At 63.8% G+C, this 11,566-nt stretch carries 7 protein-coding genes and 3 pseudogenes; 9 read left to right on the plus strand and 1 reads right to left on the minus strand.

What is annotated here, in order from left to right; all coding sequences use genetic code 11:
- From HP546_RS17960 to HP546_RS17975, 4 genes and pseudogenes are all read left to right on the plus strand, one after another.
- Positions 1-646 (plus strand): annotated as a pseudogene (locus tag HP546_RS17960) (diaminopimelate decarboxylase); the annotation flags it as partial.
- A 139-nt stretch (positions 647-785) separates the two neighbouring features.
- On the plus strand, positions 786-1,286 hold the full coding sequence (locus HP546_RS17965; RefSeq protein ID WP_172227976.1) for a sigma-70 family RNA polymerase sigma factor: 501 nt from the start codon (positions 786-788) through the stop codon (positions 1,284-1,286).
- A 5-nt stretch (positions 1,287-1,291) separates the two neighbouring features.
- Positions 1,292-2,227, plus strand: coding sequence for a FecR domain-containing protein (locus HP546_RS17970; RefSeq protein WP_172227978.1), 936 nt, complete (start codon positions 1,292-1,294; stop codon positions 2,225-2,227).
- Between the two features lie 112 nt (positions 2,228-2,339).
- A pseudogene (locus tag HP546_RS17975) lies at positions 2,340-4,825 on the plus strand (TonB-dependent siderophore receptor).
- Positions 4,826-4,926: 101 nt separating this feature from the next.
- Here the strand turns inward: HP546_RS17975 and HP546_RS17980 are convergent.
- Positions 4,927-5,853: a LysR substrate-binding domain-containing protein gene (locus HP546_RS17980; RefSeq protein ID WP_172227980.1), complete on the minus strand. Its 927-nt coding sequence runs from the start codon at positions 5,851-5,853 to the stop codon at positions 4,927-4,929.
- Between the two features lie 255 nt (positions 5,854-6,108).
- On the opposite strand from HP546_RS17980, the pseudogene HP546_RS17985 reads away from it, so the two are divergent.
- From HP546_RS17985 to HP546_RS18005, 5 genes and pseudogenes are all read left to right on the plus strand, one after another.
- Positions 6,109-6,231: pseudogene (locus tag HP546_RS17985) on the plus strand (GNAT family N-acetyltransferase); the annotation flags it as partial.
- Positions 6,232-6,441: 210 nt separating this feature from the next.
- On the plus strand, positions 6,442-7,152 hold the full coding sequence (locus HP546_RS17990; protein ID WP_172227982.1) for a helix-turn-helix transcriptional regulator: 711 nt from the start codon (positions 6,442-6,444) through the stop codon (positions 7,150-7,152).
- 99 nt (positions 7,153-7,251) lie between these two features.
- Complete coding sequence (locus HP546_RS17995) at positions 7,252-8,667, plus strand: efflux transporter outer membrane subunit (protein ID WP_172227984.1); 1,416 nt, start codon at positions 7,252-7,254, stop codon at positions 8,665-8,667.
- 162 nt (positions 8,668-8,829) lie between these two features.
- On the plus strand, positions 8,830-9,975 hold the full coding sequence (locus HP546_RS18000) for an HlyD family secretion protein (RefSeq protein ID WP_172227986.1): 1,146 nt from the start codon (positions 8,830-8,832) through the stop codon (positions 9,973-9,975).
- On the plus strand, positions 9,965-11,479 hold the full coding sequence (locus HP546_RS18005; protein WP_172227988.1) for a DHA2 family efflux MFS transporter permease subunit: 1,515 nt from the start codon (positions 9,965-9,967) through the stop codon (positions 11,477-11,479). Before HP546_RS18000 ends, HP546_RS18005 begins: the two co-directional genes overlap by 11 nt.
- Positions 11,480-11,566: the final 87 nt, after the last annotated feature.

The following is an 11,566-nucleotide window of genomic DNA, read 5'->3' on the forward strand; positions in this document are numbered from 1 at the left end:
CCGGTCGATGATCGAGCTGATCGGCCGCCTGGGCGTAGACATCGAAGCCTTCTCCATCGGCGGCGGGCTTTCGACCCCTTACCGCAGCACCGACAAGCCGGTCGACCTGCAACGCTACGCGCAGACCTGGGCGGTGGCGCGCAAGGAAATCGAAGCCATGCTGGGCCACCCCGTGCGCATGGAGATCGAACCTGGGCGTTTCCTGGTGGCCGAGTCGGGCTACCTGGTGGCCGAGGTGCGTGCCGTGAAACAGGTGGGGCGCAATACTTTCGTGATGATCGATGCCGGCTTCAACGACCTGATGCGCCCGGCGATGTACGGTGCGTACCATGGCATGACCCTGCTCGACGCCAACGGCCAGCCGGTGGACCGCCCGCGCCAACCGACCGTGGTGGCCGGGCCACTGTGTGAGTCGGGAGACGTGTTCACCCAGGACGACCAGGAACTGACCCCACAGGACCTGCCCCAGGCGCAGGTGGGTGACTTGCTGGTGATTCACGATGCCGGTGCCTACGGGGCGTCGATGTCGTCGAACTACAACAGCCGACCTTTGCTGCCGGAGTTTCTGATCGAGAACGGCGCGCTGCGCATGATCCGCCGGCGGCAGACCGTGCAGGACCTGCTAGCGCTGGAAGCGGGTTTCTAGGCAGCGCACCAATGAGGGCTGCCTAGCAGCCCATCGCCGCCGAGCCAGCTCCCACAGGTACAGCGCAAACCCTGCTTGCAATCAGACCCCTCTATGGCAACAATGCGATCAATTCCCATTCATATTGCGGTCTTGACGCATGTCGACGCTCGATCCTCAGACCCTGCACCAGCTGTACAGTGAAAACAACGGCTGGCTGAAGGGCTGGCTGCGCGCCCGCCTGGGCAATGCCGCCGATGCATCCGACCTGGCGCACGACACCTTCCTGCGGGTAATGACCGCCCGCAACCAGCTGCCGATCCGCGAGCCGCGCAGCTACCTCAGCGCTATCGCCCGCTCGCTGCTGATCGACAAAGCCCGCCGCCGCACCATCGAAAAGGCCTACCTGCAGGCCTTGGCCCTGCGCCCGGAACCGGTAGAGGTATCGCCGGAAGTGCGCTTGTCGATCATCGAAATGTTGGTAGCCGTGGACAGCCTGCTTGACGAACTCGGCGCCAACACCCGCGCCATCTTCCTCGCCGTTCAACTCGAAGGCCTGACCTACGGTGCTGCTGCCGAGCGTTTCGGCGTGTCGGTTACCACCGTGAAGAACCATCTGATAAAGGCAATGACCCGCTGCCTGCTGGCAGTCGAAGGCTGAGGACGATGGATCTCAAGACGCTCGAAGCCGCTGCCACCTGGTATGTGCAGCTCAACGATGGCGCCAGCAACGAGGCGCGCACCCAAGCTTGGCGCCAGTGGCTGCAGGCAAGCCCACAACACGCTGCCGCCTGGGCGCGGGTAGAAAAACTGCAACTGCAGTGGGCCATGGTGCCGCCGCAGGCGGCGCTGTCCAGCCTGGGCGCGGCACAGGCACAGCGGCGCGATGTGCTGAAGGTGCTGAGCCTGTTGCTGGCCATGGGCGGCGGTGGCTGGCTGGCAGCCGAGCAGGTGCCCTATCGCGCCTTGCTGGCCCAGCAACACACCCGCGGCGGCGAACGGCGCAGCTTGCAGCTGGATGATGGCTCGCAGCTTGAAATGAACGTGAACACTGCGGTGGATGTGCGCTACGACGCAAAAGTGCGGGCAATCCAGCTGTACCATGGGGAAATACTCGTTCGCCCGACCATTACCCCTGAACAGCGCCCGTTCATCGTGCACACCGAAGACGGCAGCGTACTCGCCCGTAGTACCGAGTTCAGCATTCGCAAACTTGCGCAGCAAACGCGCGTGGGCGTGCTGCAAGCGGCTGTCGATGTACGCCCGCAGCGTCACCCGGAGCGGGTGCTGCGACTGCAAGCCGGGCAGCAGGTAAATTATGACCGCGACGACTTCGCCATCACCCATGCGCTGCCCGTCAATTCGACCGCCTGGGTACAAGGCATGGTGAGCGTGAACGACTGGCACCTGGGCGACTTTGTCGAAGAACTGGCGCGTTACCGACAAGGAGTGCTGCGCTGCGCACCCTCGATCCGGTCCATGAGCATTTCCGGAGCATTCCGCATCGACGATACCGACATTGCACTGGCCAACCTGCCGAAAACCCTGCCGGTGAAAGTGCGCTACCTCAGCCGTTACTGGGCAAGCGTGGAACCTGCCTGAGCAACAGCCGCAAAAAAACTTCACCCACACCTTGCTGATTTCGATTCTCGCCCGTCCCTGACACAAGCCGCGACGACAGCGACTTTCTGCCATGACACGGAAGGATCACGCAATGCCCCATCTGCACCCCACCCCTGCAACCAAGCTGAGCCAGGCCGTGCGCTTGGTGTTGTTCGGCATGTCCCTGGCCGGCGCACCGGGCCTGCTGCTGATGCCTGGCCTGGCCATGGCCCACAGCCAGACCGCCTATCACGTCCCCGCTGGCCCACTGGGCAATGCCATCACCCAGTTTGGCGTGCAGGCCGGCGTGACCATTTCGTTCGACACCACCCAGACGCGCAGCCTGAGCAGCGCAGGCCTGGAGGGTAGCTACAGCGTCGAGGAAGGGCTGGTTCGCCTGCTGGGCAACAGTGGCTTGCAGGCGCAGCGCCAGGGCAATGGCGGCTATGTGCTGGTACCCGCAGACAACGGTTCGGCGATGGAACTGGGGCCACTGAACATCGACGCCAACCGGCTGGATGCAACCAGCGAGGGCACCCAATCGTATACCGCGCATGCCGTCACCATCGGCAAGGGCGTGCACACGCTGAAGGAAACCCCGCAGTCGGTCACCGTGATGACCCGCAAGATGCTCGACGACCAGAACCTCAACACGCTGGAACAGGTGCTGGACAAAACCCCCGGCATCACGGTGTACGACTCGCCCATGGGCGGCAAGTACTTCTACTCCCGCGGTTTCAACCTGGATGGCCAGTACCAGTATGACGGCGTGCCGCTGGACGTAGGCGGCAACTACGTGCAGGCCAACAGCTTTTCCAGCGACATGGCGTTCTACGACCGGGTCGAAATTCTCAAGGGTGCAGCCGGCATGATGAAGGGCTCCGGTTCATCCGCCGGCGGCGTCAACTTCGTACGCAAGCGTGGCCAGGAACAGGCCACCACCACCGTCACCCTGTCTGCCGGCAGCTGGAACAACTACCGCGGGCAGGTCGATGTGGGCGGCCCGCTCAACGAATCGGGTAGCGTGCGCGGTCGCGCCGTGGCAACGCTTCAGGACCGCCAGTATTTCTACGACACGGCCACGCGCCAGGACCAGATATTGTATGGCGCCATCGACTGGGACATTACCGCCGACACCACCCTTGGCGCCGGCCTGGCCTACGAGGATGCCGATGCCACCCCGTGCTATTCCGGCCTGCCACGCTACGCCGATGGCAGTGACTTGAAGCTGTCGCGTTCCACCTGCCTGGGCGCCAGCTGGAACGACCTGCAAAGCCAGCGCATCACCGGCTTTGCCGACCTCAAGCACCGCTTCAACGATGACTGGACGCTGAATTTCGCCTCGATCTATACCCACAACACCCAGGACATCGAATACGCCTACTCCGAAGGTACGGTACCGGTCGGCGCCGGCACCGCCAGCATGAACGTGCGGGCCGGTCGTTTCGACTACGACCAGGACGACTACGGCTTCGATAGCTATGTCGATGGCAAGTTCGAGGCGTTCGGCCTACAGATGAGCTGATCGTCGGCGCCAACGCCAGCCGGCAGAAAACCCATGATTACTTCGCACTTATACTGCTGGACGGCAAGCAGGATCCGTTCAACCCATCCTCGAACTTCCCCCGCCCTTCCAAGGCCGATTATCTGGTCAACCCGAGCCGCGGTGGCAGCGTGCCAACCGATTCCACCACCACCCAGTACGGCACCTACACCAACCTGCGCCTGAAGCTGGCAGAGCCGCTGACTCTGGTGCTGGGCGCGCGGGTCAGCTGGTACCGCAACAAGAGCGACTCCTATACCGCGGCCTGGGACTACTGGGTGAACAACCGCAGCCAGGAAAATGGCCAGGTCACGCCGTTCGCCGCCGTACTGTACGACCTGAACGGCCAGTGGACCGCCTATGCCAGCTACGCCGACATCTTCCAGCCGCAGAGTGACAAAGTGAACGCCGAGCGGCAGTCGCTGCAGCCCAAGACCGGTGCCAACTACGAGATCGGCATCAAGGGCGAGTTGCTCAATGGTGCGTTGAACACCTCGTTCAACCTGTTCCGCACCCTCGAGAAACACCGCGCAGAAAGCGACTTCAACGACGCCTGCCCGTCAGGCGATGGCTATTGCTACACCGACAGCGGCAAGGTGCGCGCCCAGGGTTTCGAGGCCGAGATCAGCGGCTCGCCCATCGAGCGCCTGCAGCTACTGGCGGGTTACACCTACACCCAGACCAAGTACCTGAATACCATCGAAGATACTGACCCCACCGAGCTGACCTTCACTTCCAGTTTCATCCCTCGGCACATGCTCAAGGTGTGGGGTGACTATCAGCTGGACGGTGCGCTGCAACGCTGGACCCTCGGTGCCGGCCTGAACAGCCAGAGCGATAACTTCCGTACCACCGGCACTACCCGCGTCGAGCAGGCGGGCTACACGGTGTGGAATGGCCGCGTGCAATACCGCGTCGACCCGAACTGGACTGTCGCCCTCAACGGCAACAACCTGTTCGACAAGAAGTACTACGCCACCATCGGCGCGCCGTCCTGGGGCAACTTCTATGGCGAACCGCGCAACTTCATGGTGACTTTGCAAGGCACGTTCTAACCAGAAAGCAGGGGCCGCTTTTGCGGCCCATCGCCGTCTTGCACCATCACTCCGTTGCTTTATCTGAGGAAAGCTGTGGAACAGTTGCACGATGATCGCGGCTAGAGTCCGTTCGCCACTTCACGCTCGCCGCCCATGTATTGCTGCAAGCGGCTGCGCAGCCAGCGCTCGGCTGGGTCGCTGTCGGTGGTACCAAGCCAGACCATTGCCAGTTCCAGTGCCGTGGTTTCGAACGGCAGTTGCTCGGCCTGCAGGTTTCCCCAGCGCTCCATGCCGTGCGCGGCATAGTCCGGGCAGCAGGCCAGCAGGTCAGTCCCGGCCAGAATTGCCGGCAACGAACTGAACTGCGGCACCGACAACACCACCTTGCGTTCGCGTCCGATCTCTTTCAGCCAGTCATCGACCACCCCTTGGGTATTGGCGGTTGGCGATACCTGAACGTGCGGGCGGGCGCAGAACTCATCCAGGGTCAGTGGCGTGGCTGTCTTGTCCGCGCGCACGACACGGCCCTGCATGGTGCGCAGTACCTTGCGCTTGGCATTGGCCGGCAGCCCCTTGGTCTGGCTGATCCCGACTGTTACATCGCCTGCGGCCAGCAAGTCCGGGATACGCCAATAATCGACATGCTGCACAACCACCACCACATTCGGCGCCTCCACCCGCAGCGCCCGCAGCAGCGGCGGCAACAACCCCGACTCGACGTCGTCGGACAGGCCGATCCGGAAGGTCATCTTGCTGGTCAACGGATCGAAGTCGTGGGTCATGCTGAGGGCGATGGACATAGCGTCCAGTGCCGGGGTCAGGAGCCTGATCACCTCTTCGGCCCTGGCCGAGGGCTCCATGCGGTTGCCCACGCGGATCAGCAACGGGTCGTTGAACATCGTGCGCAACCTGGCCAGCGCAGCACTGACCGTGGGTTGGGCGACGAACAGCTTTTCGGCGGCACGGGTAAGGTTGCGCTCCTGCATCAGGGCTTCGAACACCACCATCAGGTTGATATCGGCTTTGCGCAGTTCGTTTCGGTTCATTGGCGCTCCCGGCCCGAGTTCTTGTCATAGGGATTTTGCACAAGACCGATGTTCCCACAAGGTCCACGTGGCCCTGGAGCCGCGCGCTGTCTTGCGCAAAATTTTTGATGCGTGCGCGATCCCTGTGGGAACGGGTTTACCCGCGAAGAGGCCGGACCTGCCGGCCACTATCCTTGGGCATTCACCGTTGTCTCCGCCACCACATTCGCGGGTGAATCCGCTCCCACACGGATCACGCGGCTCTCTCGATCTACGCAAACCCCTCAGGCCGTGGGGTTCCATCAGCATTACGGTTTCATCCAGACCGGCCGCTCGCCGCTGGACGGCGAAGGCCGTCCGTTCACCTTGCTGCACATGAACGTTCCCTCCGAGGCATGAACAGGGGGGCAAGCGTACTGCAGGGACGATGTCTAAATCTGGTCGTTACAGCCCATTTACTTCTCTTAAACATAGATCAAAGCAATCATTCGCCATGAATTGTCGAAGTAGAGCAATATTTGTTCAGGGTAGTTCATGTCTAGGCCACCTTTCGCAACCCGGCACCCAGCCAACGCCATATAATTGGATCCAATAAACAGGATGAACTGCATGCAAGCATTGGGAATGGATTACCGACACGGCGATGAAATTGCCAGCCATTGCCACGCTGAAGACCAGCTTGTCTATGCCGCCAGCGGTGTGATGCGGGTCAGCAGCGAGGGCGGCAACTGGGTAATCCCTGGTGGGCACGCGTTATGGGTGCCGGCCGGGGTCAGCCATGCCGTCCGCATGCAAGGCGTGGTGTGCATGCGCACCCTGCTGCTCGACGCCGGCATCGACCGCTGCCAGGTGATCGTGGTATCCGGCCTGCTGCGCGAACTGGTCCTGGCCGCTTCGCGCATGCTGGACCTGCGTGATGGCGAGCACGCACGGGCGCTGATCCTTTGCGAACTGGCGGCCGCCAGGCGCATCGATGCCTTTGTGCCCACGCCGCAGCACCCTCGTCTTGGCGCCTGGTGCGAACGCTTTCTGCAAGACCCGGCCCAGGACCTGACCCTGGAACAATGCGGTGCACAACTGAACATGAGTGCGCGCAGCGTGGCGCGACTGTTCCAGCGCGAGCTGGGTATGTCGTATGGCGAATGGCGCGCCCGCGCCCGGGTGATGCTCAGTCAGCAGTGCCTGGCTGAAGGCAAACCGATCCTGAACGTAGCGCTGGAGCACGGCTACCAGAGCGCCAGTGCCTTCGCCGCCATGTTCAAGCGCATCCTCGGCTACGCCCCCAGTGACTGGCAGAACGGCGCCATGCGCCACTCCTGAACTGTTGTCCCACTTGCGCGCAAGGTTGTCCCGCTTGCGGCAGCGCCGTCACCCCCGCCCTCGCTAACCTCGCATCACGACCCTTGAGCGACATTCGTGATGCCCTTACTGCAATCATTCCCCTTCCCTGCCCGGTTCGGCGCCGCGATCGGCATGCTCTGCATGTTGACCGCCTGCGCCCGGCCACCAACCCTTGCCGAGCCACCCGCAGCTTTGCAGGCAAACCCGCTGGCGAACGCACCGGCCGGTGTCAGCAGGCAGCCATTGCCGCAACGTTGGTGGGCGCTGTTCCAGGATCCGCAACTCGACCGCTGGGTACAGCTAGCCCTGGCCCACAACCAGGACCTGGCACAGGCCGAAGCCAATGTGCAGGCCATGCTGGCCGGTATCGGCGAATTTGGTGCGCAGCGCTGGCCATCGACTTCGGTAGGCTTTGCCGCCACCTACGGCAAAAGCACCGATGACCAGACCCTCGCCGAAGCGACCGACAGCCACGCGCCATCACAATGGCAGTTCAACCCGGGCATCGAGCTGGCCTACCAGGTGGATGTCTGGGGCCAGGTGCGCGCCGCCATCCAGCGGGCCCGGGCGCAAGCCGACGCCAGTGCCGCAGCACGGGACCTGATGCGCCTGCACGTGGTTACCCAGACCAGCCGCGCCTACCTCGACCAGTGCCTCTATGCCGCGCGCCTGGTCGAGGCGAGGCAGTCGCTGCAAACCCTCGAACGCAGCGTGCAGCTCAGCGAACGCCAGCACCGGGCGGGCGTGGCCACAGCGCTCGACAGCGAACGCCTGTCGGGCTTGCGCGAGCAGGTGCGGGCGCAGCTGCCGATGCTCGCCGCGCGGCGGCAGATGGCGCTTTACGAGCTGAGCATGCTGAGCGGCCAAGCCTCGGTGGCCGAAACCGCAACGTGCCCAGCCATACCCACGCTGTCGTTGCCGTTGCCGGCTGGCGATGGCTGGCATTTGCTCGAGCGCCGGCCGGATGTGCGCCAGGCCGAACGCGAGCTGCAGGCCGCGAGCCTGGAAACCGACATCGTCCGGGCCGACCTGTACCCGAAGGTCAGCTTCGGCGCCTCGCTGACGTCCTCGGACCATCACCTTGCCAACCTTGGCGACAGCCGCGCGGTGATGTTCGGTATTGGCCCGCTGATCCGTTGGGAGTTCCCCAACATGCAGGCCAACCGGGCACGGGTTGGCAAGGCCGAGGCGTTGCAGCAGGCGCAGGTAGCCCATTACCACAGCGTGGCGCTGAATGCGCTGAAGGACGTACGCCAGGCGCTGGCCAGATACGACGGTGAACGTCAGCGGTTGCAGGCACTGGATACGGCGCTGGTGCACAGCCAGCGTGGGTTTGCCCTCGCCCAGGGCAATTACCGCGCCGGTACGGTTGACGGGCTGGCCATGCTGGACAGCGAGCGGGAACTGATCCGCCTGCGGGCCAGCCACGTCGAGGCCCGAGGGCGACTGGCGCAGGCACAGGTCAACCTGTTCCGTGCCTTGGGCGGGCGGTAGTAGCCCGCAGCAAAAATCCATGGGGCCGCTGCGCGCCCCATCGCCGGCAAGCCCGCTCCCACAGGGATTGCACATCACCTGAGGTCAACACGGTCGAGGTGGGAGCTGGCTTGCCGGCGATGGGCTGCCTAGCAGCCCCTATATCAATAATGGAAACCGAACATGAATGTCGCCTTAAACCGAACCGCACCCGCCGAAACTGCACAACAGACAAGAGCCAGATCCCGTCGCCGCCTGGCCTGCATCACCAGCGGTAGCCTGGCAGCGATCACCCTGCTGGCCTTCACCAGCTACTGGCTCACCACCGGCCGCTACCTGGAGACCACCGACGATGCCTACATCCGCGCCGACTGGGTAGCCCTGAGCCCACGCGTGGCCGGCTACGTGGCCGAGGTCGAAGTAGCTGACGACCAGCCAGTGAACGCCGGCGATGTACTGGTGCGCCTGCAAAACCGCGACTACCGCGCGCGCCGCGACCACGCCCGTGCCGGCGTGGCCGAGGCACAGGCGGCACTGGCAGCCGCCCAGGCCAGCCGACAGGTGGCGAACGAGCGTATCTACCAGCAACAACAAGCCATCCTGCAGGCTGCAGCGGCCGTGCGCAGCGCCACCGCTGAACAACACCGGACTGAACTGGACATGCAACGCTATCGTGGCCTGGTGCGTGACGACGCTGCGACCGTGCAGCGCCTGGAAACCGCCAGCGCCCGTGCCACCCAGGCGCAAGCCGCACTGCAAGCCGCCCAGGCCGCGCTGCGCGAGCAACGCTCACAGCTGGCCATGGCCAAGGCCCGGTCAGCCCAGGCTGACGCCGAACTGCATCAGCACGCGGCAGCCTTGACCCGCGCTCAGGCCCACCGACAGCTGGCCGAGCAGGACGAACAGGACACCGTGATCCGCGCGCCGATCACTGGGGTGGTCGGCCAACGCCGCGTGCGCGCCGGCCAGTACGTGGTGCCGGGCCAGCCGCTGTTGGCAGTCGTACCCCTGCAGCAAGCCTATGTGGTGGCCAACTACAAGGAAACCCAACTGGCCCGCATGCGCCCCGGGCAACCGGTAGAAATACGGGTAGACAGCTTTGCCAGTCAGCCACTGCAGGGCCATGTGGCCAGCTTCTCTCCCGCCTCGGGCAATGTCTTCGCGTTGCTGCCATCGGACAATGCCACCGGCAACTTCACCAAGATCGTCCAGCGCTTCCCGGTGCGCATTTTGCTCGACACACCGCTGCAGGGCCCAAAAGTACTCCCCGGCATGTCGGTAGTGAGCACGGTCGACACCCGCCCTGCAGAGGTTGCCGATGCGCACTGAGCAAACCGTCTCGCTGCGCGCCTGGGTGGCAGTGCTTGGGGGCCTGTTCGGCTGCTTCATGGCCGGCATGAACGTGCATGTCACCAGCGCTGCGCTACCAGAAATCCGCGGCTCGCTAGGCGCCAGCTTCGAGGAAGGCTCGTGGATCTCCACCGCCTACCTGGTGGCGGAAATCGTGATGATTCCGCTGACGGCCTGGCTGGTGGAAGTGTTCTCGCTGCGCCGGGTGATGTGGACCGGCTCGCTGATCTTCCTGCTCGCCTCGGTGGCCTGCTCGTGGGCGCCCAGCCTGGAAGCGATGATTGCCATCCGGGTGGTCCAGGGGGCTGCGGGAGCCGTACTGATCCCGCTTTCATTCCAGCTGATCATCACCGAGCTGCCGGCCAGCAAGATGGCCATGGGCATGGCACTGTTCAGTCTGGCCAACAGCGTGGCGCAGGCAGCCGGGCCGTCGATTGGCGGCTGGCTGACTGATGCCTTTTCGTGGCGCTGGATCTTCTACCTGCAGCTGTTCCCCGGCATCGCGCTGCTGTTCGCCATCGCCTGGTCTATCGACGCCAGGCCGATGAAGCTCGAATTGCTGCGCAAAGGTGACTGGCTGGGTATCGGGGCCATGGTGACAGGCCTGGGTGGCCTGCAGATCGTACTGGAAGAAGGCGGCCGGCTGGACTGGTTCGGCTCGCCGTTCATCGTCGGCATGAGCGTGCTCGCCGGCATTGCTCTGGTAGTGTTCGTGGTGACCCAGCTGTTCGGCCAGCGTGCATTCATCAACCTGCGTTTGCTCGGCCACTACAACTTCGGCGTCGCCAGCGTGGCGATGTTCATCTTTGGCGGTGCCACCTTCGGCCTGGTGTTCCTGGTACCCAACTACCTGTCGCAGTTGCAGGGCTTCAGTGCGCACGACGTGGGCGTAACGCTGATCGCCTATGGCGTGGTGCAGCTGCTGCTAGCCCCCTTGATGCCACGGTTGATGGGCTGGACCAGTGCCAGGTTCATGGTCGCCAGCGGCTTTCTGATCATGGCCCTGGGCTGCTGGCTGGGGGCGAGCCTGAGCGCCGACAGTGCCGACAACGTGATCATTCCGTCGACGGTGGTCCGTGGCATCGGCCAGCCCTTCATCATGGTGGCCTTGTCGGTGCTGGCGGTGGCCGGGCTGGACAAGCGCGAAGCGGGTTCGGCCTCGGCGGTGTTTTCGATGCTGCGCAACCTGGGGGGTGCGATGGGTACGGCGGGTTTGACGCAACTGGTGGCGACGCGCGAGCGCTTTCACAGTGAACGTATTCACGAGCAGGTGACGGTGTTCGAGCCAGGCGTGCAGGAGCGCATCAACCAGACGGTACAAAGCTGGTTGCCGCATCAGCAGCAGATGCTGGAGGGGTTGGCGGGGACCATTCGGCGCGAGGCCTACCTGATGGCCTACAGTGATGCCTTCTACCTTGCCTGCCTGGCACTGCTGGGATGTGCGCTGGCGGCACTGCTGTTGCGGACGCAGCGGGCCACATGAGGCAGCTGTTAAACTGCCGGACATCCCGTATTCCCGACCGAGCAAAACCATGAATCCGACGCGCTACGCCACCGTGGCAAAGCACCT

The organism is Pseudomonas sp. CM25, assembly GCF_013179705.1.
Taxonomy (GTDB): domain Bacteria; phylum Pseudomonadota; class Gammaproteobacteria; order Pseudomonadales; family Pseudomonadaceae; genus Aquipseudomonas.

What these genes read in the sequence shown, in the direction of transcription:
- HP546_RS17990 (WP_172227982.1), top strand. Translation starts at nt 6,442, where the DNA reads ATGCAAGCATTGGGAATGGATTACCGACACGGCGATGAAATTGCCAGC.
- HP546_RS17980 (WP_172227980.1), bottom strand. Translation starts at nt 5,853, where the DNA reads ATGAACCGAAACGAACTGCGCAAAGCCGATATCAACCTGATGGTGGTG.
- HP546_RS18005 (WP_172227988.1), top strand. Translation starts at nt 9,965, where the DNA reads ATGCGCACTGAGCAAACCGTCTCGCTGCGCGCCTGGGTGGCAGTGCTT.
- HP546_RS18000 (WP_172227986.1), top strand. Translation starts at nt 8,830, where the DNA reads ATGAATGTCGCCTTAAACCGAACCGCACCCGCCGAAACTGCACAACAG.
- HP546_RS17995 (WP_172227984.1), top strand. Translation starts at nt 7,252, where the DNA reads ATGCCCTTACTGCAATCATTCCCCTTCCCTGCCCGGTTCGGCGCCGCG.
- HP546_RS17965 (WP_172227976.1), top strand. Translation starts at nt 786, where the DNA reads ATGTCGACGCTCGATCCTCAGACCCTGCACCAGCTGTACAGTGAAAAC.
- HP546_RS17970 (WP_172227978.1), top strand. Translation starts at nt 1,292, where the DNA reads ATGGATCTCAAGACGCTCGAAGCCGCTGCCACCTGGTATGTGCAGCTC.